The sequence below is a fragment of the Aporhodopirellula aestuarii genome, assembly GCF_023701485.1.
Taxonomy (GTDB): Bacteria; Planctomycetota; Planctomycetia; order Pirellulales; family Pirellulaceae; genus Rhodopirellula; species Rhodopirellula aestuarii.
In genome coordinates, this window is sequence record NZ_JAMQBK010000062.1 from 39,298 (window position 1) to 64,423 (window position 25,126).

At 55.9% G+C, this 25,126-nt stretch carries 13 protein-coding genes and 1 tRNA gene; 9 read left to right on the plus strand and 5 right to left on the minus strand.

The window, feature by feature from the left end; translation table 11 throughout:
• Positions 1 to 131: 131 nt before the first annotated feature.
• A complete protein-coding gene (locus NB063_RS22935) occupies positions 132 to 1,565 on the minus strand; it encodes an alpha-L-fucosidase (RefSeq protein ID WP_250931234.1) in 1,434 nt (477 codons plus the stop codon).
• Positions 1,566 to 2,107: 542 nt separating this feature from the next.
• The gene (locus NB063_RS22940) at positions 2,108 to 6,271 is read right to left on the minus strand and encodes a chemotaxis protein CheB (protein WP_250931235.1); all 4,164 of its coding nucleotides are present in this window, start codon (positions 6,269 to 6,271) and stop codon (positions 2,108 to 2,110) included.
• Between the two features lie 202 nt (positions 6,272 to 6,473).
• Between NB063_RS22940 and NB063_RS22945 the strand changes: the two genes are divergently transcribed.
• From NB063_RS22945 to NB063_RS22955, 3 genes are all read left to right on the plus strand, one after another.
• The gene (locus tag NB063_RS22945) at positions 6,474 to 6,653 is read left to right on the plus strand and encodes a hypothetical protein (protein ID WP_250931236.1); all 180 of its coding nucleotides are present in this window, start codon (positions 6,474 to 6,476) and stop codon (positions 6,651 to 6,653) included.
• Between the two features lie 256 nt (positions 6,654 to 6,909).
• Positions 6,910 to 11,418, plus strand: a complete 4,509-nt coding sequence (locus tag NB063_RS22950; protein ID WP_250931237.1) for a CheR family methyltransferase — start codon at positions 6,910 to 6,912, stop codon at positions 11,416 to 11,418.
• A gap of 373 nt (positions 11,419 to 11,791) precedes the next feature.
• The gene (locus tag NB063_RS22955; protein WP_250931238.1) at positions 11,792 to 12,709 is read left to right on the plus strand and encodes a metallophosphoesterase; all 918 of its coding nucleotides are present in this window, start codon (positions 11,792 to 11,794) and stop codon (positions 12,707 to 12,709) included.
• Positions 12,710 to 13,201: 492 nt separating this feature from the next.
• Here the strand turns inward: NB063_RS22955 and NB063_RS22960 are convergent.
• The 3 genes from NB063_RS22960 to NB063_RS22970 form a co-directional block, all read right to left on the minus strand.
• Positions 13,202 to 13,275: transfer RNA gene (locus tag NB063_RS22960), tRNA-Pro, on the minus strand.
• Between the two features lie 179 nt (positions 13,276 to 13,454).
• The gene (locus tag NB063_RS22965) at positions 13,455 to 13,919 is read right to left on the minus strand and encodes a hypothetical protein (RefSeq protein WP_250931239.1); all 465 of its coding nucleotides are present in this window, start codon (positions 13,917 to 13,919) and stop codon (positions 13,455 to 13,457) included.
• Between the two features lie 246 nt (positions 13,920 to 14,165).
• The gene (locus NB063_RS22970; RefSeq protein ID WP_250931240.1) at positions 14,166 to 15,290 is read right to left on the minus strand and encodes a sensor histidine kinase; all 1,125 of its coding nucleotides are present in this window, start codon (positions 15,288 to 15,290) and stop codon (positions 14,166 to 14,168) included.
• A gap of 206 nt (positions 15,291 to 15,496) precedes the next feature.
• Here NB063_RS22970 and NB063_RS22975 point away from each other — a divergent pair, with 206 nt between their 5' ends.
• The 6 genes from NB063_RS22975 to coaE all read left to right on the plus strand — a co-directional run bounded on the left by NB063_RS22975 (position 15,497) and on the right by coaE (position 25,125).
• Positions 15,497 to 15,943: a hypothetical protein gene (locus NB063_RS22975; protein WP_250931241.1), complete on the plus strand. Its 447-nt coding sequence runs from the start codon at positions 15,497 to 15,499 to the stop codon at positions 15,941 to 15,943.
• Positions 15,940 to 16,989: an ABC transporter ATP-binding protein gene (locus tag NB063_RS22980; protein WP_250931242.1), complete on the plus strand. Its 1,050-nt coding sequence runs from the start codon at positions 15,940 to 15,942 to the stop codon at positions 16,987 to 16,989. The genes NB063_RS22975 and NB063_RS22980 overlap by 4 nt, the downstream gene beginning before the upstream one ends.
• Complete coding sequence (locus NB063_RS22985) at positions 16,986 to 19,637, plus strand: ABC transporter permease (RefSeq protein ID WP_250931243.1); 2,652 nt, start codon at positions 16,986 to 16,988, stop codon at positions 19,635 to 19,637. Before NB063_RS22980 ends, NB063_RS22985 begins: the two co-directional genes overlap by 4 nt.
• Positions 19,638 to 19,756: 119 nt before the next feature.
• A complete protein-coding gene (locus NB063_RS22990; RefSeq protein ID WP_250931244.1) occupies positions 19,757 to 20,233 on the plus strand; it encodes a PH domain-containing protein in 477 nt (158 codons plus the stop codon).
• A gap of 42 nt (positions 20,234 to 20,275) precedes the next feature.
• Positions 20,276 to 24,520, plus strand: coding sequence for an ATP-dependent RNA helicase HrpA (hrpA, locus tag NB063_RS22995; protein ID WP_261367541.1), 4,245 nt, complete (start codon positions 20,276 to 20,278; stop codon positions 24,518 to 24,520).
• Positions 24,499 to 25,125 carry a dephospho-CoA kinase gene (gene coaE, locus NB063_RS23000; protein ID WP_250931245.1) on the plus strand — a complete coding sequence of 209 codons (627 nt, stop codon included), beginning with the start codon at positions 24,499 to 24,501 and terminating at the stop codon, positions 25,123 to 25,125. Before hrpA ends, coaE begins: the two co-directional genes overlap by 22 nt.
• Position 25,126: the final 1 nt, after the last annotated feature.

The window sequence follows — 25,126 nt, forward strand, 5'->3', positions numbered from 1 at the left end:
GTGGCTTCCGTGGTGGAACAATGGAAATGTGGGCCGAATGACCGCTTGATATTGATACTCCCGCCATCAACTCGGCTTCGGAGTGTTCCACGCTCTGGCGAGCGTAGCGGCGGCGAACAGTCGCTGTGGAATTAGTTTGCGATTTCCAGGCAAATGACTGACGCGTTAGGGTCGGGAGCTTGCTCGGGGAGGGTGATGGAAATGCTGCTTGCACCTTGATCAACATCGAGTGGTGCGTGGGTGGGGTCCGCGAGCAAATAAGCGGTGGAGATTTTTTTCTCGAGCGAGGGCATCGTGAGTTTTTCGGCTGGCCAAGTGAGGACGTGGATATAGAGCTTGCCGGGTTGCGTTGTCGCTCGCCACTGCTTTTGGGCGATGAACTTTGGACGTCCCTTGCTGTCTTTTTCCGTCTTGCTGTAAGCGCCCAGTTCGTCGCCAAAAGGTGTTGGACCGCAGTTGTAGATGGCTTTGCCGTTGATCTCCAGCCATTGACCGATCTCATTGAGACGTTCGACGCTGGGTTTAGGAATCACGCCGTCACCGGTAGGTCCGACGTTGAGGAGGTAGTTACCGCCTTTGCTAGAGATGTCGACGAGGTTACGGATCAGCGAGCCGGCGCTCTTCCATTCCTCATCGGCTTTGTTGTACGCCCAGTGTCCGTTAAGCGTCATGCAAGTTTCCCAAGGACTCGTCGAGACTTCCGGAGGAATGGTTTGTTCAGGTGTGCCGTAGTCACCCAAGTCGTTGCCGACGCGTTGATTGACGATGCAGTTAGGCTGTAGCTCGCGGATCATTTCCAACATCTCTTTGCTTTCCTCCGGAGAGATCAGTTCCGGGGTATCAAACCACATCACGTCGATGGGCCCATAGTTTGTCAACAGTTCGCGGACTTGCGGCATGGCTTTGCGTTTGAAGTACCGATTGAAGACCTTGTTCTTTTCATCGGGAAAGTCGATCAGATTACTGCGCCACCCGGACATGCCTTTGCCTTTACCCGTCGGCACGTCTGGATCTTCCCAGTCGCGTCCGAGGGAATAGTAGACTCCGAAACGAATGCCTTGTTTTCGGCAGGCTTGGGCAAGCTGTCGGATCGGATCCCGTTTCAAACGGGCGAGTTTCATGATGTTGTGATCACTTACTTTCGAATCAAACATCGCGATCCCATCGTGATGCTTCGAAGTGATGATCATGTATTTCATACCTGCGTTTTTCGCGATCGTGACCCATTGATCCGGATCAAAGTCTTTCGGATCGAAGGTTTTGGCAAACTCGGTGTATTCCTTGAGCGGGATTTTGGCAGTGAATTGGAGCCACTCGTGGTGATCGGTTTCACCCTTCCACTCGCCGCCAGCTTTCGAATAGGCGCCCCAGTGAATGAACATGCCGAACTTGGCTTCCTTCCACCAATTCATGCGTTCGGGAAGCTCCCCGTCTTGAGACCTCGCCCACGCGTCTGCCGCCGCTGCGGCATCCTCGGCATTGTCCTTCTCCGCTGCCGGAGCAACGAGTGCATTGCCGGTGAAAATTGCCAGGGCGAACAACAAGTTCAAACATCGTCGAGTCATGGCTCAAGTCGCAAAAGAGTGACGGTTTACTTCATAAAAGGCTTGATTCATCTTACGCAAATGAGCCGGAGCGAGTTAACGGGGCGTCTACAAATATTACAGGCAATGGCTCGAAGGTCCGGTTTGCCGATGTGTGGGGCGACTTGTGCGTCGTCGAGCTTGAACTTTGGAGGGCTTGAACTTTGGAGTGCTTGAACCGGATAGCTCGCGTCTAGCCGATAGAAGTTATAGCGGAGCGGCGCGAGCCGCCCGGTAGAATTCGAGCATCTTACTCACTGCAACCGGGAGGCGTGCGCCGCTCCGCCAAGAATGTAGATGGCATCGGGCTCAAGCCGTCCGGTCCCACACCGAGTTTAATTTGGAGTTTTCCCTTCTCACGCAGCTGAGCCTCGCTGAGGCTATCGAAGCGGGTAACGCCCGCGATTTTGGTTTCAAAGAGACCAGAGCGATGTGAAAAGCGAGGTTGTGCTGCTGCGGTAGCGCATTTCGTCGAGCTTCTCGGTTCGCCGGTCATAGCGATCTCCGCGGCGAGATATGCGTCTTCACTCGCGGCGACCGATCGACTCCCGATCGTTTGCGGGTGATCCGTTCGACGCTGCTTCTGAGGCGAAATCGCTGCGATGTCGATCGATCAATGAAGCCACCATTTCGGTCAGCTTGGGACCGTTGATGGGTTTGGGGAAATATTCGTCGCACCCCATCTCGATGCAGGATTCTCGTTCGCCTTCCATTGCGTCGGCAGTAATCGCGATGATCGGAAGAGTGAAGCCTTCTTGTCGCAATGTCGCGACGGCCTCTCTGCCATCCATGATTGGCATTTGCATGTCCATCAGGACTAGCGAAAACGGGCGGCCGTTTTTTTCTGCGTCGCGAACCGCTTCCACGGCCTGTTGCCCGTTTTCAGCGATCGTGACTTCCGCACCGCATCGTTCGAGAAAAAATTTGCCGATTCGCCAGATGTCGCGGCGGTCGTCGGCCAGCAAGACACGTGACTCGATCCGTGGGTAGTTTGCCGCACTGTTGTCCGCGTCTTTTGTCTTGCCACTTCGAAGATTTGTCACGTCGATCGTTGAGCCGGCTTCCGCATCCGATAGCGGCAATGACAAAGTGAATCGGCTGCCACGACCGATCTCGCTTTCGGCATGGATTGTTCCACCCATGCCTTCGGCGAGACGCTTGGAGATGCTTAAGCCAAGGCCGGTGCCACCGAATTGCCGGGTTGTTTGTTTGCTGGCCTGACTAAACGGAACGAACAGGCGTTTCATCTGATTCGGCGTGATTCCGATTCCGGTGTCACTGATGGATATCTCGAGCCGAGAATGTTCGTCATCGTTAACCAAATCGGTTTGTACGACGACTTCACCTTCCGGTGTGAACTTAATCGCATTACGAATGAGGTTCACCAAAATCTGGCGAATCCGAACTTCATCACCCATGATTTGCGAGGGCAACCGGGCGGCGTATCGAAATCGCAAGGTTACGTTATCTTGTTCGGTTCGAGGCTGCATCAGTCGTTCGACTTCACGAACAACGCGGAGAATGTCCAGCGGTTGCTTTTCGAATTTTAATTTTCCGGCTTCGATCCGTGATAAATCCAAAATGTCGTTTAGCAGAGAGAGTAGGTACGAGCCGTTTCGCTTGATGATGTCGACCTTCTCCAGGAAATCGGGATGATCCGATTCACTTCGGAGCATGTCCGCGAATCCCAGTACGGCGGTCATGGGGGTCCGCAGTTCATGCGACATTGTTGCCAAGAATGCGTTCTTCGCTTCGTTCGCTCGTTGGCTGGCTTCGTTTGCTTCCTTCAACGCTTCTTGCGCGAGGATCTGGTTTGTGATGTCGTGTTGAACGCCGACGAAGTTGCACACTTTCCCGTCCGATCCGTAAACGGGGGCGATCTGTAGATCGTTCCAAAACGATTTACCATCTTTTCGATAGTTTAAAATCGCAACTCGAACGGGTTGACCACGGTCGAGGCCATCTCGAATCCTCCGAATCGTTTCGGTGTCGGTCTCGGGGCCTTGCAGGAACTTGCAGTTGCGTCCGATGACTTCATCCAGTTCATAGCCGGTCAGGGTTAAGAAACCCCGGTTTGCGTACGTGATCGGATTTCCTTCGACGCGTGGATCGGTGATGATGATACCGTTGACCGCCGACTCGATGGCAAGCTGTTGAAGCCGGATCTCTTTTTCCGCGGCAGCAAGTGTTGCAATATCAACTAAGGTGAGAACAACCCCTCGCGTCTCATCGCTGCTCTGATAAGGCAGCATCCGCACCAAGTACGGTGTGTCATTACTGTCACGAACTGTTACCTCCCTTTCGGACTGTGATTGCATCACCTGGCGCAGTTCATCCAACAACTCCGGGTGATTTAGCATGTGGGCGATCTTTTCCATCGAACGACCCATGTCGTGTTCGTCCAGATCGAAGACACGAGCGATTTCTGGTGTGAACCGGCGAATGTAGAGTCCGTCGTCCAAGAAGATCACGCCGACGCGGGTCGTTGCCAATAGGTTGTCCATGTCGTCGTTGGCCAGGGCCAGTTCTTCAACGCGACGTTGGTGTTCCGCGTTGACCGTGTAAAGTTCCTCGTTGACGCTGTGTAATTCTTCGTTGGTGCTTTGCAATTCCTCATTGCTTGCGACCAATTCTTCATTAGTGGCCTGCAATTCTTCATTGGAGGTTTCCATTTCCTCGATCGTCGCCTGCAGGTTTTCTTGCGAAAACCGCAGTTCGGATTCAAGCAAATGCATACGTGCGTGTTCGGCTCGATCATCCGACTGGCTCTTTGACGACTCGATCAGAATTGGCAACTGCTCGAATTCCACTAGCACTTCACATGGTTCATTGCTGGTGGAGGCAAGAGGCTGTACTGATATCCGCAGCATTTCCTCTTGTTGTTGGCTTCGGCACTGCGTTGCCGCGTATTGAACCGTCTCACGTTTGGCCAACGCATGATGCCAAGCGGTCGAGATCGAATTTTTTAGCGATTCGTCAATCATTTCGAGTAGATGATTGGATGGCCTGCCGCCGCGTTGGCGGAGATACTTTTCGGCACCGCCGAAGATGTGCAACATGTCGCCGCTTTCGCTGACGAGGATGCTGCACCCCATCTTTTTCGCCAGTAACCGGTCGTACGTTTTGATCAGGTCGGCAGTCACTCGGTTACTTTTAGCCGGAGCGATGGTGGTCGGCGAATACGGCATCGTTTCTAAGCGTCGTCCTATCGGTACTCGTGACCCAAGTGGCAAGCGTACGTCGCGTCGTTTCTTGAAAATGCGCCAACGTTTGTTGATCGGTTGAAATTCGTCACTCAGCTCGCCTGGGGATTCACTGGGACCAAGAAACAGAACCCCATTGCCGTTCAACGCAAAATGAAACAGAGACAGGACTTTTCTCTGAGCCGTCGGTTGCAGATAGATCAGCATGTTGCGGCAACTCACGAGGTCCATCTGGGTGAACGGCGCGTCGTTGATCAGATTCTGCGGTGCGAAAACGATCTTGTTGCGGAGGTAACGCTGAACTTGGTAGCCATCACGTGTGCGAGTGAAATACCGATCGCGTCGCGATGGCGTCACTTCGCTTAACGCTTCTTCGCTGTAGACGCCCTTGCCCGCAATTTGAAGTGAGCCTTTGTGTTCGTCGGTTGCAAAGATTTTGAAATCTAAATCGGAAGCGAGTTTTTGAATCTCTTCATCAATCAAGATGGCGAGCGAGTAGGCTTCCTCGCCGGTCGCGCAGGCTGCAACCCAAACTCGCAGCGGCTCGCCGTTATTTCTTGCGCCGATCAGTTTTTCGATCGCTTGGGTGCGCAGTGATTCGAATGCATCTCGATCGCGGAAGAATTTGGTGACGCCGATCAGAAGATCTTTGTAGAGTTCATCCTGTTCGTGTTCGTCGTTTGTCAAACGCGACAAATAGTCTTCCAATTCTCTCAGCCCCAACAGCTGCATTCGACGGTTGATGCGGCGTCCGACGGTGCTCGACTTGTACTGGGAAAAATCCAGCGTGGTGCGGCGATGCAGGAGATGTAGAATTTTTGCTTCGACCTCCATGTTTCCAAATGCGAGGTCTTCTTCGGCCAGTTTCTCGCGGCTGATGCCTTCTTGGGTGTAGCGAACGAGCGCTTCGGCGATGGCGATCGGCGGCAAAACAACGTGCACCATTCCTGTTTCGCGGGCGCTGCCAGGCATCCCATAGAATTTGGCCGATACGTCGTCTTGGGCGATAACCAAGCCGCCGGCCTCGTGAATGTCGCGAACGCCGCGTGCGCCATCGTTGCCGGTGCCCGACAGGACCACACCGACGGCATAGCGTCCGACGTCGGTGGCCAGGGAGCGGAAAAACTGGTCTACCGGATGGACCATCGTCCGGTCCGAACTGCGCTCAGTCAACAGCAGCTTGCCCTCGTTGATCACCATCTCCATCTTGGCAGGAATGAGATAGATATGGTTTGGCCGGACACGCTGCCCATTTTCAACGCGATGGACCGGAATACTGGTCTGTCGTGCCAGCAATTCTTCCATGTGGCTTTTGAAATCTGGCGACAAGTGCTGAATAACGACAAATGCCATCCCGCTGTCCGCCGGAATGGCTCGAAAAAATGCCTCAAGTGCTTCGAGACCTCCCGCGGAGGCACCGACGCCGACGATGTGGAACTCATCGCAAACTTCCGTGTCCGTCTGCGCTGTATCGAAATCGTCCATAGTGTCGGATAATCAAGCAGTTTCGTGTGGGGTGTTCGGCGTCTGATCGTTTACCTCGCGAAGTTAGCAAACCGCAAAAACCTGAATGATTTCACCACCGGTGATCATTTTGTTCTCCGCAATGGAAGTAACGTCAACTATCCCCACCACGCGAAAGCACTTTGCGTGCCCATTGTGGTGACTTCCCGTTGAGTCCAACCGGATGAGCAGGTTTGACGGGGTAATTGGTGATCGGATGGGGCATCGTAGTGATGCGATCGGTGAAGTCGGATTGATACGGTTACTGCCTTGCCATGGACTGGGCGGGTGGCGATACCGTTTCTTGGAGCGGGTCGATGCCCCGCCAGGCGTGATGAAGGCCCACCTTGGCTTGACGAGGTAATCAAGGTTTCGGTCGGGTTGGCCGACGGGGCGAAACCGAAACCAAGTTTGAGGTTTGCATCGATCTAGAGTTTGAATTGGAGTGGGGAGCCTTGTAGGTCATCGCTCCCGCGATTCGTTTTAGCTTCCACGTCGAGCGATCGCGAAAATGCCGGAGGAATGCCGCTATAAAGACCACGTGCGGATCGCTACAATCCCGTTTTCGGCGGCATCGGCTCGATGTCAACCTTAAGTGAACCAGCGTTTCAACTAATGCCATGAAGCATGCCACCGCTAAGGAACCTGAACATCGGAAAACGCTGCTGGTTGTCGGGGTTGGTTTCGGAATTGAAAGTTGGGACCTGGTGGCGCGAGTTGTCAATGAGTACTCCGCAAACCGGAGTGATGACACCGCCGCTGGCGAAACGGAGTATGGCGAGTGCGATCCCCATGCGGCGGTTGCGACCGTCCTCTCGCTCGCGGTAACGCCAAACGGATCGGAAGGCTGCGATGATAACGAGCAAGCGTGGAGCCGAGAGTCCAAAATTGAAAACTTGACGGTCGTTCATCGAAATGAGTCAGTCGACCTTCAGCCAGGCGGCGTCTACATCGCAGAAGCTGGACGAGCGTTACAAGTTCGAGACGGAAGCCTTGTTGCAGTGGAGCTTCCCGCCGACAAGCAAAACGCTCCGATCGATCACTTATTCGGCAGCTTGGCTGATCAGGTTGGAGAATTAGCCGTCGGCGTGATCCTTTCGGGTGGAGGTACGGACGGCACCCAGGGGCTGCGTAGTATCAGCGACGCGGGTGGCATGACGATTGCTCAGCGGGTCGACAGTGCCAGTAACCGTTCGATGCCGCAAGCCGCTTCCGCGTTGGGCGTTGTCGATCATGTTCTTTCGCCGGATCAGATCGCTGACGAGATTCGAATACATACCCAACACATGCATGAGACCGATGAACGCGACGATGTCAGTGATCTCAATCGGAAGATCATTGTGGCCATCCCCCAGATCGCCTCGGCGGTCGAAAAGCACACTCAGAACGATTTCAAACACTACAAGACGACGACGCTGGCAAGGCGGATTCGGCGGCGGATTCACGTCTTGAAATTGCCCAGCGTTGACGCTTATGTCGAATTGTTGCAAGCGTCACGGGATGAGACGCTGCAGCTATTCCGAGATCTGTTGATCAGCGTCACGGCTTTCTTTCGAGATCCGAGAGCGTTCGATTCGCTGGCCAGTATGGTGTTGGAGCCGTTGGTGGATCAGCACCAGAGCGATTCTCCGATTCGCGTTTGGGTGCCCGGATGTGCAACGGGACAGGAAGCTTATTCGATTGCGATCCTGATGGCCGAAGTCATTGAGAAATCCGGTCGCGACGTTACTTTTCAGATCTTTGCGACCGATTTGGACGAGCGGGCGCTCTCGATCGCCCGTGCCGGGGGCTATCCGATCGGTATCCAAGATGAAGTGTCGCCGGAACGGTTGTCGAAGTTCTTTACCAAACGCGGTAACCGCTACTTTGTCAATAAAAAGCTCCGCGATACGATCGTATTCTCGGCTCACAATCTGATCAGCGACCCGCCGTTTACGAAGCTTGATCTGGTCTCTTGCCGAAACCTGTTGATTTATTTAGGTAGCCATCTTCAGAAGAAATTAATTCCGCTGTTCCACTACGCGACCAAGCCGGGTGGATTCCTGTTTCTGGGGCCGGCCGAATCGCTGTCGGTTAACCGAGAGTTGTTCCGGACGTTGGATCAAAAACATCGCTTGTTTCAACGCCGTGTCACGGCAATCGATCCCGCCGCCACCGTGGATCTGCCGCGGGTGAACCTCAGTCGCTTTTCTCGTTCGGTGGAAGACGACGCTGGTGAGTTCGATTTGTTTCGATACGCTCAGCAGATCGTCTTGGGAGAGTTCTCTCCACAATGGGCGGTTGTGGATGACGACGGTGAGATCCAGACGTTATCGTCAGATCCATCACCGTTTTTGCAGATGACATCCGGAAAGTTCCAAAACAACATCATCGCAATGGCGCATGACAACGTGCGGATTGGGCTGCGTGCGGCGTTTGCAGATGCCAAACGCCATCGCCGCCGCGCCTTAGCCGAAGACATGTCGATCCCGGTCGATGGCGGAATCCAACGGGTGCACATCACCGTTCAGCCGATGCCGCAGATGGGTGAAGAGGCGAGCTTGCATCTTGTTGCCTTTCACCGCATCGGAACACCGCTGGAAGTCAATGGCGATCAGCAGATCGAGTCCAATGGTAATGTGGCCCGGGCGGACGACCGAACGGTTGGGAAGGTGATTGAACAGCTAGAGTTGGAGCTTTCACGTACCCGCAATGCCCTCGAGCGGACGGTCCAGGAACTTGAGACCTCGAACGAAGAGCTGAAATCGTCAAACGAAGAACTGCTCTCGATGAATGAGGAATTGCAGTCGGCTAATGAGGAATTGGAAGCGTCGAAGGAAGAATTGCAGGCGGCCAACGAGACGTTGATTCGCGCCAACAACGACACCGCGAACCTCTTGCGCAGCACTCAAATCGCAACGATTTTTCTGGACAAGGATCTGCGAATTCGCGGGTTCACCCCCGCCGCGACCAAAATCTACAGCTTGGTCGAGAGTGATGTGGGGCGCCAGTTAACGAAGTTCGCATCCGAGATCGAGGACATGCCGCCGTTGCCGGACGTCGCAAACCTCGGCGACGACCAGGTGAAGGAGCAGTTGGTCGGGTCGGTCAATGGACGGACCTACCTTCGACGCGTTATCCCCTACCGGTCTACCGAAGGAGAAAATGACGGCATCGTTGTGACGTTTAGCGACGTCACCGAGATTAGCGAAAGTGAAAGCCTGATTCGCACGATTGCCGAAAACTCGACTAACGCGTTGATCATGATGAACGATCACGGGTATTTAACTTATTGCAATCAAGCGATGCTGGACATGTTTGGTTTCAGCGCCGAGGAGCTTCGTCAAAAACCGCTGCACGACATCATCCACCATCACTACCCCGATGGCCGTCCATATCCAATGTCACAATGTCCGATTGATCGGGCGTTGCCGGAAGATTTCAGTGTTCGCGCGCACGAAGATTTGTTCTTCCGCAAGGACGGTAGCACCGTGCCGGTGCTCTGTGCAGCCAGTCCGATTTTTAAGAACGGAAAACCGGTGTCAACGGTTATCGAAGTTCGTGACATCACCAAACAGAAGAACGACGAGGAAGAACTGCGCAGCCGCGAAGCTCATTTGCGCCGCATTCTCGACGGAACACTTTGTTTCGTCGGGGTTTTGGATCTGGAAGGGCGTTTGGTCGAAGCCAACGATCCGGCGTTGAGGTCGGCCGGGGTGACTCGCGAGGAGGTCATCGGCTTGCCGTTTGCCGAAACGGTTTGGTGGAATTTTGATGACCGCGTCAAGCAACAGGTCAATGACGCGATCGCGCTGGTCGCGTCGGGTGGTTCGTTTCGAGAAGATCTTCGGTATCAGGTCGCGGGCAAAATAGAACGCTGGGTCGATTTCAGTTTGAATCCGGTTTTTGACCATGACGGCACAGTCGCTTTTATGATTCCCTCAGGTTTTGATATCACAGATCGTTACGAAATCGAGGCGAGGCTGGAACAAGCCCGAGCGGCGGCGGAGGCTGCAAGTGAATCCAAGAGCGCGTTCCTGGCTAACATGTCGCACGAAATTCGCACGCCGATGACGGCGATCTTGGGATATGCCGACCTGATCGCGGAGAAAGTCGGCGATCAAGAAACGGCTTCCTACGTCGACACGATTCGCCGAAACGGTGGCTTTCTGTTGGAGATCATCAACGACATCTTGGATCTTTCCAAGATCGAAGCCGGTAAGTTGGATGTCAGCGAAGAAATCTTTTCGCCGCGTCAGTTGATCGAGGACGTTCAAAGCATCATGGGCGTGCGTGCCAAGGAAGGTGGGATCGAGCTCAGTGTGGAATTCCACAGCCAAGTGCCTTCGCTGATTATGTCTGACACCAAACGCCTCAAACAAATCCTGATCAACTTGGTTGGCAACGCGATCAAGTTCACGCCCGAGGGGAGCGTGGACGTTGCGGTCTCGCATTCCGGCGAAATGCTTCGCGTCGAAATTACCGACACGGGCATCGGGATGAGTGAGCAGCATCTTGAAAATTTGTTTCAGCCGTTCTCGCAAGGTGACGGTAACGTCAACCGAGAATTCGGCGGCACCGGCTTGGGATTGGCAATCAGTCGGCGACTGGCGGAAATTCTGGGTGGTCAAATCACCGTGACTAGCGAATTGGGCCGAGGCAGCACATTTACCGTCGACGTCCGGGCTAGGCCGATTGTCGGCCGTGCGGACGCGTCAACTGAGGAATCTCAAGCGTCGTCCGATAAGACGCTCGATGCCAAATCTGTGCGGCTGGAGTGTGACGTCTTGGTCGTTGATGATCGGCGTGACATACGATTCTTGAGTCGCAGTATCCTGCAACGAGCGGGCGCGACGGTCGAGGAAGCCGAAGATGGTGAAGTGGCGATCGCGGTTGTTAAGGAACGCCTCGAACGATCACGCCCCTTCGGCTTGATCGTTCTCGACATGCAAATGCCGCGACTCGACGGCTATGCCACGGCGAAGATTCTGCGAGAGCTCGGCTATGTCGGCCCCATCATCGCACTGACCGCCGATGCCATGCAGGGCGACATGAAGCGATGCTTGGAAGCCGGCTGCAACGACTACCTTAGCAAGCCGATTGATTCGGCGATCTTGCTGAGGAAATCAGGAGAGCTGTTGAGGGGCTAGCTCACCGGGGGATCGGGTGGCTTGTGCACCGACTTTGCCTAGGAGGCTGCCGCCTTCGGTCCGACCTTCACCGCGGTACCACCGCGTCGAATCGACGTCCTGGCATGAGTGTTGCGGGCCTCTCCATGATTTGAATTCGTTGATTTGCGGTGGGGGATTGATTGTTTTAGTGCTGTTTTTAGCGGAACGGCGGATTTGAAATCCCGCAGTAGCTAAATCGACGTCCCTATGCAAACGCCGGCTTCTTTTCGCTCGTAGCAACAAACCTGTATAATGCCGGGATGAATCAGTCACTAATGCCCAACAGTCCGCTGACGACCGATTATGTTACGTCTCGCGAAGGAGTACTTGAACACGACGACGTGGCGGCAAAATGAGTCGATTTGTAGCAGTAGGGGACATTCATGGTTGCAGTCAGACGCTGGCGAAAATGCTGGAGATCTTGGACCTGGCCCCGGGCGACACGTTTCTGTCATTAGGTGATCTGTCGTCCAAGGGAGAGGATTCTCGGGGCGTTCATGACCAGTTAATACGTCTGGAAGACCGTGGCATCAATCTGGTTGTTCTGCTGGGAAACCATGAGGTCATGTTGCTCGCGATGCAACGCATGGTCGGTGCCAACGTGGACCTGAGTGCGTTCCCCGAGTCCATTTTTCGCGGAGCCGATATCAGTAGTCTGATGCGAAGCAACGAGACATGGGCGACCTTGAAGTCCTACGATTTGGAGGGTGCCGAGGCCCGCGAATTCTGGGCGTTTCGATACGATGATCCTGTCCGGCATTTTGAAAACGTATCGCAGAGACTCGGGCAGGTGGACTGGGAGCTTCCGCAAGAGCATCTTGATCTGTTGAGTCGATGCAAGACTCATTACATCGCCCGTAATTGTCTCTTCGTGCACTCGGGAATCCGGCCAGAACACATTCAGGTTGACAGCGCTGAACGCGCCATCGACTTGCAGATCCAAGAGGACGCGAGGGATCTGTGCTGGAGCCGAGAGTGGTTGGGGCAAACGCCCGGTTTCCCGGAACTTGTCGTGCATGGGCATACGCCGCTGTGCTATTTGTATTCGTTCATTCCAGATACAACCCCATGGCGAGACGATGACCTCGTCTTTAAGTCCGTTGTCCACAACGGCGCGCTCAATTTGGATAGCGGCGTTTTTCTGGAATCGGGGCATCTGACGGCGGTCGAGATACCCGAAAGCGGCAGTCCGTCCGAGTTTCGCTTCCTGCGAGTCCCAAGGTTGGACCCGGTCTGCAAGGACCGACTGAGCCATTTCAATTACATGTAGCCTGCCGGAAGGGAGTTGGGAGTTGGGAGTTGGGAGCGATTGGTTCGTCTGCTTTCGGTGTGATCCGTTTCTGCGGATGCAAGCACGTTCTTTTCCGTGACTCCTTGCCTTTGTGAGAGATTGACTCACGGGGGAGATAGCTCGCGGAGGCACTAAGGCACGGAGGTTAGGTAGCGGTCAGCTTGGCGGCGACGGCTTTCAGAAGTTGCTGACTGAGAGCGTGGGAGCAGGTGCTTGAGCTCGTCGCATGACGCATTCGGTTCCGCGATTTGCGTCGGCCATTCTGATGGCCGGCAATCTTTCGCTTGGGGCGTGAAAGATGTGGGCTTTGCCTGGAGAATGTTTACACCGCCGGCGATCGGAATTCCGGCACGCGAGTTGGTGCTTCGGCGTTAAGTTTTGATCCCTTTTCTGACACAGACTTGCCGAAAAGATCTCCCCAAGAAGGGATCGGAGGTCAAGCATTGACCACGTGAAAGACGGGCAAAAAAATCGGGGCGACACGATTCGAACGTGCGACCTTCTGGTCCCAAACCAGACGCTCTGCCAGGCTGAGCTACGCCCCGGTGTTTTTTGCTATGAGTCGACCGATGGACTCGTTCGTGGGGGGCGAAAAATCGCTCGCTCCCGCGAAGTCGCCAGAGAGTAGCGGAAGGAGCCGTTTGTGGAAAGGTTCGCTTGCAAATTTTTTTGGGATAGTTGTTTGCTAAGCGTTTTCCTTACCCGACGGCTCCGTTTCGCCGCCTTACAGCTCTTGCTGTTCGGCGACCGGTTCGCCGGTACCGAGTTGGGCAAGGACTTGGAGGATGCCGTTGAGATGGGCCATGCGGGGGCCGAAGCGGTCGATGAATTCATTGAGCATGTATTCACCTTCGACCAAGTGATCACCGCAATCGTCGATCTCATCGGTGATCGACTGCAGGAATTCCGTTTGGACTTCACTGAGGGTTTCCGCGGCCCGGCGACAGGCTCGTGAGAGTTGCGGGTGGGCGTCCTTCCACTGCTGCAACTCGCCCGCCCGTTGTTTATGCATGGCGGCATTTTGTTGGACCAGTTCTGAGAGGAGCTTTGTCTGCTTTTGCTGGCCGAGGAGCATTTGGCGGAGCAATTGCACCGTCAGTTCTTCATTGGTCATCGATGAACTGGACTCGGTTTTGGCTGAAACGTCGATGCGAAACATGGGCGACAGTGGGTTGTCTTCGAGTGACATGTGAAAACTTCCTGCGCTCGTTCGGGGATAAGAAATTGTGTCGTAAAAGCGTCGAGTGAGAGTATAACCAGGAGCACTCGCTATTGTCGACTAAATCATGTTTTTGGAGCTTTTGCGGGCATTTCACACGCCTTTCGTGAGGGTGCGCGGGACCTTAACGGTCCCGTTTGACGCTTCGTCTCGGTGTCTCCGGCGGTGGATCGCAGTTGCGACAGGTGGCCCGCGAAGCGGCCTTTCTTTGCCACCCTATTCGGCGTTGATTGGAGGCTCGGGCGCTGGCACCGGCGGCTCGGACATCAGCCGGGCTTCGGTGAGCGTGATGTCGAATCGAGTTCCTCGGGTCGGTTGCGAGGCGGCGTCGGTTGTTTCCGGATCTGCGGAGACGTCGGCGTCACCGATGTTGATTCGTCCACCTAAAGCGTGGGTGACGTTCCGGACGAGGTACAGGCCCAGGCCGGTGCCGGGTTTGCTGCGTTCGAGTTCGTTGCCGAGTCGAACGAATCGTCCGAACACCTTTCGTCTCAGGTTCGCGGGGATGCCGGCGCCGTTATCACAGACCGAAACGGTGACCTCGCCGGCTTTGTCGGTTTGCATCCGAGCGGTCACCCGGACGTGGGGCGGGGTACCACCGTACTTGATTGCGTTGTCGATGAGATTTCGAAACAAGATTTCAACCTGGACAGCTGGAGCATGCAGCACGATGTCTGGGCAGTCGATGCAGACGGTTTCGGCCGGCATCTTGTGACGCACGCACGCGGCGGAACTGACGTTGGAAAGCAGCTTGGACAGTTGGAAGTCTGTCGCCTCCTCAGGTTCGGTGCCCCGTTCGACCCGGGCGGCATCGAGCAGGTGGTTAATCAGCGAGTCGAGCCGTTCGACATCGTCGAGCATGATTTTGTGGAATTCCTGTTGTTGTTCGGCGTTGACCGTGTGCCGCGACATCGTTTGCAGGTAGAGCTTCAGCGACGCGATCGGGCTCTTGAGTTCGTGGGTCACTGCATCGATGAAGTTGGATTGGCGACGGTTCAGGTTGAATGCTTTGACGCTCAGGGTCAGGTACGCGATCACACCGGCGAGCACGGCGATCAGCAACACCGATCCGGCGAGCAGCATCACCCAGAACAGTTCAGGCGAGGCTTGCCCACGCAACAGCCCCCACAACGTGCCGGTCACCCACACCGCACTGAGGATGACGACCAGGACAATGAGCACGACACCCAACGTGATGGGGGCGCGGAGCGTGATGGGGCGGACGAGCGGTTTGGGGCGTGTTTTTGTCAACTTGGGAGGTTTCTCGTCGTTTGGGCGTGTCTTTTGCACCTGGGAATCGCTGCCTACAGGTGTGCGGTCGGACGGATTTGGCGTGGACATTTAAAAATCAGGCCTGCGAACCTTGTTGCCGCTGAAGCGTCGATCGGCGGCCGGGCCGATCTGTCCCGCCCGATGAACTCGGGGCAAGGTCAGAAAGCAAGGATAATACGAGAAAATTTCCGTTCTCGCCGATGACGTGGGCTTCCTGTTCAGCAATAATAACTCTACCCGGCGAAAGAGCCGGTTCGTGTTAACGGAGGTTCAAAATGCGCGCTCAAGCCCCCCAACGACAATTTTCCGAAAGGGTATTACGCCAGGTCCGTTCGGATAGTGGCCGGGCCCTCGTTCGCGCGAACTTCTGTCTCGAGAGCAGCGAGATCATCAACCTGCGATGTGTTGATGACCGATGCGAAACCGATCGTCAATTCGGAAACCAGCTTTGGTACTTTGAAGGTATCGGTGTTGACGAAACACGCAACCGCCAAAACATCCATGGCGTCGTCGAATACTCGGTTCAGTACGGCCTGCAAGAGTTGGTCGAAGATGGTGTGTTTGATACCGCGGCGGAGCGCGAGCGTTTTCGCAGTCTCTACAACCGCGAAGTCAACGAGCCGTCATGGCGGCAGCCTGCCCACCGCTTATTGCTCGCCGGTGTGATTGCCATGACCGCGGCAATGTTGTTGTATCTGATGCTGCGGAACTTGCTGGCGTGAGCCGATCAGAGGCTTCCAGCAGCAGTATCATTTCCGTTGACGCGCTCGAGAAAACCTATCGGGGTGGCAGTTTTTTTCGGCGGGGAGACGTTCATGCACTTCGCGGCGTCTCGTTGCATGCCGAGCGGGGCCAAGTCTTCGGGTTGCTCGGGCCAAATGGCGCGGGCAAGACAACGCTCATCAAAATTCTGCTCGGTGTGATCCGTAGTACCGGTGGACGTGCGTCTCTGTTTGGGTTGCCTGCGGGATCGACGGAAGCACGCAGTCGGGTGGGCTATCTGCCTGAGTCGTTGCGCGTCGACCGGCATCACACGGCTCGATCGGCGCTGCGTTTTTACGGCAAACTCAGTCGATTGGATTCGCAGACGATCACGCGTCGCAGCGACGAACTGCTGGCCGTGGTGGGTTTGGAAGGTCGAGACCGCGAAAGCGTGAAGCGATTCAGCAAAGGGATGTTGCAGCGACTCGGTCTCGCCCAAGCGTTGATGCACGACCCCGATTTGTTGATCCTCGACGAACCCACCGACGGACTCGACCCGGTCGGAAGGACGGAGGTCCGGCGGGTGATCGAGCGATTACGCGACGCGGGGAAAACGATTTTCCTCAACAGTCATATCTTGCACGAGGTCGAGTTGGTTTGTTCGCACCTCGCGATCATGGCCGGTGGAAACGTTTTGGCGACTGGACCGATTGCCGAGATGGGTGGCCGGTCAGCAGCGGAGAACGAATCCATCGCGATTGAAATTGAGTTTGAACTTCCGCATGCCGATGGTGACGCGATTTCGAACGAAGACGTGCTGTCGCAGTTGCTCGCTCCAGCCATTTCGGGTTCGGTCCAATGGCTCAGCGAACCGATCGATCTGGAGTGCTCGCGTTCACGATACGCGTGTCGGTTGTTGTGTCATGAACAGGCTGCACTCGATGAGATTGTCGATCGGGTGCGAGGCACAGGTGGCTCGTTGATCCGTTTGCTTCCCCATCGCCAATCGCTCGAAGAGACGTTCATGAGATTGATGGAATCACAAGTTTACGTGGCGGCGCCATGAGGCCCTATCTGGCGATCATTTCCGATTCATTTCATTCCGCACTCGCGTCGCGAGTTTTGTGGGCTGCGTTCTTGGCGATTTGGGTGTTGTTGGCCTCGCTCGCCCCGATCGGAATCAAAGAAGACTACACGACGTCATTTCGATGGTTCGATGTCTACAACGGCACGCGGATGAAGGCATTGCTCGCTCAGGGCATTGTCGATCCAAAGTCACAAGATAAGGCGATCGGACGAATCGCGAAGGCGATGCCCGAAGAGATGCAGCGGCAGTTGCGGCGTGTCGGGGAAGGCGACGAAGTTCGGATTCGTTTGACGTTATTGACCCACGCTCTCAACGATCTCATCGAGTCGGATGCAAACCGCGGCAACCAATCGGTTGCGGACACGGCAGACGCCGATTCCGACGAAGCGACGCAATCGGATTGGTATGACTCGGAAGCGTGGAAGGATACGGTTCGGTTGCGTGAATTGCGTGAGTTGGATGAAACACCTGATGACGAGCTTTCGGATTCGCTGCTGCGACGACGCAGTCGATTGCGTCTCGAAGCGGCACTGCCGGGTGTGTTCGAATCGCGGAGTTCGCGATCCGTCTTGCTGACTTACGCGGGGCTCGAGTTTCCGACGGATTTTCAGATCGATCGGGTGCAATTCGAAACGCTGTTCAATCAATTCGTGATCCCGATTCTCGTGAATTGGTTACTCGGTTTGGTGCTGGTTTTCTTGGGAGTGTTGGTTACCGCGTCGATCGTGCCGGACATGTTGCAAACCGGTTCGTTGCACTTGTTATTGAGTAAACCGATTTCGCGGAGTGCGTTGTTGGTGGCGAAGTTCATTGGCGGATGTGCCTTTGTGCTGTTATGCGTGACGCAGTTGGTGTTCGGGTTGTATCTGATCGCGGCGTTTCGATTGGGCGTTTGGAACACGCGGATTTTGTGGTGCATTCCCGTCGCGGTGGTGATCTTTGCGGTCTTCTACAGCGTCTCGGTATTGGCCGGGTTGAAGTGGCGATCGGCAATCATTTCGATCGCTGCGGCCGGAGCGTTGGCGGCGGTGTGCGTGGTGGTCGGGGTGATTGGTGGTGTCGTTGATGCTCGCGTCGTGGCGCCCGACCGGATCGTCGGCATGACGACGGCGGGAGACGATTTGTTTGCGGTGACCGGCGGCAGCGGGTTGGTGCAGATGGATACGTCCGAAGAAGTTTGGAGTCCGCTGATCGAAGGTGAAGCGGGATCGAATGATCGCGTATTGCAACCGACAACTCTTGATGCGGATCATGTGATGACGGCACGGATTCGCAACGGGCGTTTCAACCCGTTCGGGTCGGGATCACTCGACCTGATCGTGCTTTCTCGCGGTGACGATTGGAGCCCGCAACCGAGTTTGCGCTTGCCCACCGCGACGGAACGGTTGGTCTCAATCGATCGCGATGCGGTGGTTGCGATCAACACGGCTGACCTGCTGATCACGAGTCGGGATTCGATCCTCGATGCGATTGGCGAAGAAGCGTCCGAGGATGCGACAGGCGAAGAGTCCGGTTCCGATGACGGGACAGCGGATTCGACGGCGAAAAGTGTTCCGCGGATCGACAATTCCGTTGGTGCGTGGTTGAAAGCCTTGGTTACGATGCAGGGTGGCGCTACGGAATCATTTGTCTCAATCCTTCCGCGTGACGTCGTCATGAGCCCGCCGACGCGGGTTTCCAGAATCCGCGGAGAACGTGCCTTGATCCTCTTGACCGGAGATCGGATGCAACGCATCGAACCGGTTGGGAACGACATGATGAGTACTTGGGAAACCTCGACGCGTGCGAACTTGCAACGGGAGTCGGATCGCGCGTCTCATGTGATCGCCTCGTCATCGCGATGGGTGGTGGTGGCTCGCGGCGATCTGCCGTTGAAAATTTATGATGCGGTGACGTTGCAGTTCGCCGGGCAATGGGATCGCGATGCGAAGCGATCGTTTGTTTCGGGAACGCCGTTAGAGCTGATCGCGATTTCAGAAAATTGCTTTTTACTGCGAACGTCGTCAGGTCATTGTGACGTCATAGAGGTTGTGAGGGGCGATGAACAACTGAGTACTCTCGTTTCGACAACCTCGCAAGAATTATCTGACGCGACGGCGGATGATGACGTCCAAAACGCGGGAGCTGATTCCAATCTGTCTGATCAGGCGATGACAATTCGAACGCTCGAACGATTGCCCGTGGACGAGATCGAATCGGTGCATTGGCGACCGGACGTCTCGGTGTCGAGCGGAGGTCGGTTGTATGTCGCTCATGACGTCGATCGGTTGACGGTGTTCTCGATGTCCGTCACGCCGCGGGATGAACAGTCGATTTCCGTTGGTGCAAATTTCAGTGACATCGAAATTTCGAAGCTGAGATCGGTTTCACCGGTGGGATCGGTGTGGCGTTGGGTTGATCGATATGTGGTAGGTGGGCTTGAGTTGTTCACGCCGCAGGTGTTGCAATTGGGCGATACGACCGCCGCGATGGTGTCCGGCAATGATTCGTTGGTAATCGGGGCCGGCGAGTCGGGGGCGGCGGAAGTCATTCGGTATCAGATTTTGTGGCCGTTGGTGAGTTGCGGCATTTTTATCGCGGTGATCTTGTTGATCAGTTGTATGTACTTTTCTCGCAGTGATTATTAGGTAGAAATCAAAATCGGTGTCGCCGCGGCCCGGTGCCGAGTTCCTCGTGGCTCGTTGCAAGCCGCGTTTGTCTTCGATCGGCTGTTCCCATTTGATGTTCCTTGCTTTGTTATTTTGACGTGTCTGAACCTACCACTACGAATTCGAAAGAAGTTGAGTCTGCATCGTCGTCCGAGCGTCGGCGGTTGGATCGCAAGGTGCATCCTTCGGCGGTCGATTGGTGGTTGGCGGTCCTGTTAGGGTTCCCGGTGGTTGCGGCTGTCGTCTTGGCGGGGTACTTGATCGCCATCGGTCGGCCGGGCGACGCGTCGGTCATGTTTCTGACGGGGGCGGGGATCTTGGGCATCACGGCCATTTTTACGGTGCCATGCCGCTACACGTTGCTTACTGATACCCTGTCGATCCGATGTGGTGTGATCTGTTACCAGGTTCCCTACAACACCATTCGCGAGGTGCGGATGTCGTCGACACTGCGGAGCGGTCCGGCGTTGTCGCTGCGGCGCGTCGTCATCCAGACGGACCGCCGTGAGCACATCCTATCGCCCGTGGATCGCGAACGGTTTATCAAACAGCTCAACCAGAGAATCTCGGCCTGACCGCTGAACAGAATCATTTCTACCAACGCCGACTAAAACGTTTTGAACCAGAAACCCGCGAGCCCCAACCTGACCTCACCGCCGCCGAGCGTTCAGGCATCGCCGCCCTCATCCGACGAGCACCTCGACCTCGATGACGTGACTTTAACACGTGCTGATCGGGCGCGATTGAAGCGGCAAAAGTCTCGCCTCCGCCGCGGCCCAGAATCTTCTGCCGGTCAAGCCGAAGAGCAATTTGCCGCCCGGGTATCGGCGGCGGCTGCCCGCGCCGAGGCTCGGCAAACTGCGGAAGTCAAACTCGAATTCCCCGCGGAGCTGCCAATCTCGGAGCACCGCGTGAACATTGTTTCTCTGCTCCGCGAGAATCAGGTCATCGTCGTTTGCGGTGAGACGGGGAGTGGTAAGAGTACGCAGCTTCCTAAAATGTGCGTCGAAGCCGGGTTTGGCCGAGATGGGATGATCGGGCACACGCAGCCTCGACGTCTGGCGGCGCGAAGTATCGCGGCGCGACTCGCTGAAGAGACCGGGACGATCCTCGGCAACGAGATCGGCTACCAAGTTCGGTTTGGTGACAAGACGAGTGATCGGACGCTGATCAAGCTGATGACTGACGGGATCTTGCTGGCCGAAACCGGTTCGGATCCTGACTTGCTCGCATACGACGTGATCATCATTGACGAGGCGCACGAACGATCGCTGAACATTGATTTTCTGTTGGGACTGCTGCGTCGGATCATGGATCGGCGTCCCGAACTGCGGATCATCATCACATCGGCCACGATCGATGCCGAGCGGTTTGCGGAACACTTCGGCAAACCCGACTCGGAAACTGGGGAGATTATCCCCGCCCCCATTTTGCAAGTCGAAGGGCGTGGTTATCCCGTCGAGCTGCGTTATTTTCCGTGGGAGGATGTGAACTCGGGTGCATCGCGTGGCTACGATTTGTCGATGCATGTCACCGCGGCGATCGATTTGCTGCGGCGCGACGGATCAGGCGATACGCTCGTGTTTCTGCCGACGGAACGTGACATCCGCGAGGTGTCGCATGTTGTCGCCGGCCACTTTAAGCGCGCCGGGCTTGAGAATCGTGTTGAGTTGTTACCGCTTTATGCAAGATTGCCCCAGTCCGCTCAGCAGGCGATCTTCCATCCCACCGGTGGCAAGCAGCGGATCATTTTTGCGACCAACGTCGCGGAGTCGTCGTTGACGGTTCCCGGGATTCGGTACGTGATTGATTCGGGAACGGCGCGGATCAGCCGATACAGTGTTCGCAGCAAGGTTCAGCGGTTGCCGGTCGAACCGGTCAGCCGCGCGAGTGCGAATCAACGCAGCGGTCGATGTGGTCGGATCGGTCCGGGCATTGCCGTGCGATTGTACGACGTCGAGGATTTTGAGAGTCGCGATGCGTTCACAACGCCCGAGATCCGGCGAACCAATCTGGCGAGCGTGGTGTTGCAGAGCAAGGTCCTGCGGCTCGGACGGCTCGAGGATTTCCCGCTAATCGATCCGCCCCGCGTCGACGCGATTCGCGAGGGATTTCGAACGTTGGCGGAACTCGGGGCCGTCGATGCCGATGGTGAGTTGACCGAGATCGGTTGGCAGCTCGGGCGCATGCCCGTTGATCCTCGCGTGGGCCGGATTCTGATTGCGGCCGAGCAGCACGGCGTGCTGCCTGAAGTGTTGCCGATCGCCGCTGCGATGGAGATCCCGGATCCTCGAGATCGTCCGCCGGACAAGCGTGCGGCGGCGGATCAGGCCCACGCCCAATTTGCGGACCCCGAGAGCGACTTTTTGAATTTGCTTCGGATTTGGCGATTCTATGACGAGATGAGTTCGAAGTACGGACGTGGGAAGATGACTCGCGTCTTGCGACAGAATTTTCTGTCACCCAATCGGATGCGTGAGTGGTCCGACGTTTATCGTCAGCTCAAGGAGATGGCCGCGACCAATCTCGGAGCGCTAGATCCGGTGAACGATCGAGCCGTGCAAAAAGACAAACGCGAGAAGAATCGCCAGCGTGATTCACGAAAAGGCAGGCAGCGAGGACGCTTGCATATTGGGCCGATTCGGTACAGCGATACCGAACCGGCACATGGGGATGACATTGCTCCGATTGTCGACGAGGATCGCTATGCGCAGATTCATCAAGCGTTGTTGACCGGTTTGTTGTCGGGCGTGGCGATGGCTGGCGAAAAGAATGAATACACTGGAGCCGGTGGGCTGAAGTTGTTCTTGTGGCCGGGCAGTGGTGTGTTTGAGGCGAAGCCGAAGTGGATCGTCGCCGCAGAGTTGGTCGAAACCGCCAAACAATACGCGCGGACGGTTGCCAAAATTCAGCCATCGTGGATCGAAGCGGTCGGCGATCACATGTTGAAGTCATCTTTTAGCGATCCGCACTGGAGTCGTAAGGCGAGTGGTGCGTTTTGTTATCAGCGTCGATCGTTGTTCGGCCTTCCCGTCGTGCTCCGACGCCGCGTTCCGTTGGCCCCGATTGATGCGATCGAAGCCCGTAATCTTTTGATCCGAAACGGATTGGTTGGAGGAGAACTGCCGACGACCGCGAAGTTCGTACGGCACAACCGTGCATTACTCGAGTCGATCGAAAAGCTCGCTGCGAAGACACGCCGTCGTGATCTGGTCGTGGACGATTATGTGTTGCAAGCGTTCTATCAATCGCGTTTACCAGATTGGGCGTGCGACCGCGCGAGACTCGAAAAGTTTGATCGTGCGTGTCAGGTTCCTGATTGGGCGGGCCGTTTGAAAGACGACGTCGATCTCGCCACTTGGTTGGCCGATCCGCCGAGCCCGTCGGTTGAAGATGAGGTGCCAGACGCTGCGCCGGGGGACAGCGAGGGGACGCCGTATCTACGTCCTGAAGATTTACTAGAGACAACCGCGTCGAAAATTGACAATGAAGATTTTCCTGATGAACTCGCCTCGGGAGCGACGCGTTTGCCGCTCGAGTATCACTTTCGTCCCGGTACGGAGGATGACGGGATCCATTTGACGATTCATCCGGCGGCGTTGCCCCAGGTGAGCGATGAGGCTCTCGATTGGTTGGTGCCGGGGCAACTCGAGACGAAAGTGATCGCGATGATCAAGTCGTTGCCGAAGCGATTGCGACGGTTGTTGATTCCGGCGGCCGATGTGGCGAAGAAGGTGACCGAGGAGATCGCTAGCAAACGCGGTCAGTCCGCTTTCATGCCGACGCTGTGTGAGGCGTTGACCCGGCATGCCGAAACGAGGATCAGCCCCGACGACTTCCAAGAAGACAAACTCGAACAACATCTGCGTTTTTTGGTCCGCGTGGTCGACGACGAGGGTAAAGTCCTCGCGCTGGATCGCAGTGTTGATTCGATCAAGCAGAAGCTCGGATCGGTTTCGGAAGCGACGGACGTGAGTTCGGAAGAATCGAGCAGCGAGGACGATTGGTCACGAGAGAAAATGACCGCTTGGGATATCGAGCGTTTGCCAAAGGAAGTGATCCGCAAACGCGGTGGAGTGCAGGTGGCACAATTCCCCGGTTTGGTTGATCGTGGCGATTTCGTCTCGACACGGTTGTTTGCAGACGCGACGATCGCTGAGTCGAACAGCCGACTGGGATTGGCTCGGTTGTTTTCGATTGCGTGTCGCAAAGATCTTCGTGCCCAGGTGCGGCATTTGCCGAAGTTGGCGGATGCGAAACTGAAGCTCGGCCCGATCGTGTCGGCAGGAGTCATCGAGTCGTCATTGGCTGATTTGCTCGCCCGGCTTGCGGTCGTCGAGAAACGTCCGATCGTGCGTTCGCCGGACGAGTTTGCCGCGAGACTAGCGGAAGCCCCCGCGAGAATCGGCGAAGCAACTCAGGACGTGGCCACGTGGCTTACGAAATTGACGGATGCCTACCACGCGGCGCGTGTCGCTCGGGAAGAGATGACGTCGAACAAGTTTGCTGATGTGGTTGCGGACGTGGATTTGCAGATGCAGTGGTTGTTTGCCGATGGGTTTCTTTCGTGGACCCCCTGGCAACACTTGCAGCACGTGCCTCGCTATCTCAACGCGATTGCCTACCGGCTTGATAAAGTCAGGTCGGGCGGTGAGCAACGCGATGCGGAGTCACGGCAGGTCGTTGGTTCGTTGTGGGATCGTTGGCTGGCGTCAAGGCATCCAGATGAACAGAACCCACGGGCGAATGCGGATTCCGAGTTTCGGTGGTTGATCGAAGAACTCCGTGTTAGCCAATTCGCACAACCGCTTGGGACGGCGGTGAAAGTATCGCCCAAACGATGCGAGAAATTGTTGATATGACATCAGGCACCAACACACGCGTGATCGGCATTATCGGGCCCCCGTGCAGCGGGAAATCAACGGTGGCCGAGTTTGTTCAATCGCTCGGCGGGGTCTGGCTCAATGCGGATAAGATCGCGAAGGAGCAACTCGGGAATCCCGATGTGATCGGTCAACTCGTTGAATCGTTTGGCAACGGGATCCTTGCTGTCGATGGCACGCTTTCACGTGAACGCATTGCGGATTTGGTTTTTGGCGAGGATGCGGCTTCCCAAGCACGTTTGAAAAAACTCGAGTCGATCATTCATCCTCGCACCCGGGCGATCATCCGTGAGGCACTTTGCGAAGCCAAGGACCGAGATACCGCTTATGTGATCCTCGACGTGCCGTTGTTGCTCGAAAGCGGTTGGCAAGATGAATGCGACGAAGTGTGGTGTTTGCAGGTATCGCCGGAGCGACACGAGGCGTTGTTGGCGGCACGCGGTTGGGATGCCGCGGAGTTGCAACGCCGGGAAAAACGGCAGCTTTCATGGCAAGAAAAACGTCGCCGCAGCGATTGGGTGATCGCAAACGACGGTAGCGTTGAAGACCTGCAGATGAAGGTTCGTGAGCGATTGAACCGCTAAA

Coding starts and splice junctions, on each gene's coding strand:
- NB063_RS22950 (WP_250931237.1), top strand. CDS start 6,910: ATGAAGCATGCCACCGCTAAGGAACCTGAACATCGGAAAACGCTGCTG.
- NB063_RS22935 (WP_250931234.1), bottom strand. CDS start 1,565: ATGACTCGACGATGTTTGAACTTGTTGTTCGCCCTGGCAATTTTCACC.
- NB063_RS22970 (WP_250931240.1), bottom strand. CDS start 15,290: ATGTCCACGCCAAATCCGTCCGACCGCACACCTGTAGGCAGCGATTCC.
- NB063_RS22945 (WP_250931236.1), top strand. CDS start 6,474: ATGAGCAGGTTTGACGGGGTAATTGGTGATCGGATGGGGCATCGTAGT.
- NB063_RS22965 (WP_250931239.1), bottom strand. CDS start 13,919: ATGTCACTCGAAGACAACCCACTGTCGCCCATGTTTCGCATCGACGTT.
- NB063_RS22955 (WP_250931238.1), top strand. CDS start 11,792: ATGAGTCGATTTGTAGCAGTAGGGGACATTCATGGTTGCAGTCAGACG.
- coaE (WP_250931245.1), top strand. CDS start 24,499: ATGCGAGAAATTGTTGATATGACATCAGGCACCAACACACGCGTGATC.
- NB063_RS22985 (WP_250931243.1), top strand. CDS start 16,986: ATGAGGCCCTATCTGGCGATCATTTCCGATTCATTTCATTCCGCACTC.
- NB063_RS22975 (WP_250931241.1), top strand. CDS start 15,497: ATGCGCGCTCAAGCCCCCCAACGACAATTTTCCGAAAGGGTATTACGC.
- NB063_RS22940 (WP_250931235.1), bottom strand. CDS start 6,271: ATGGACGATTTCGATACAGCGCAGACGGACACGGAAGTTTGCGATGAG.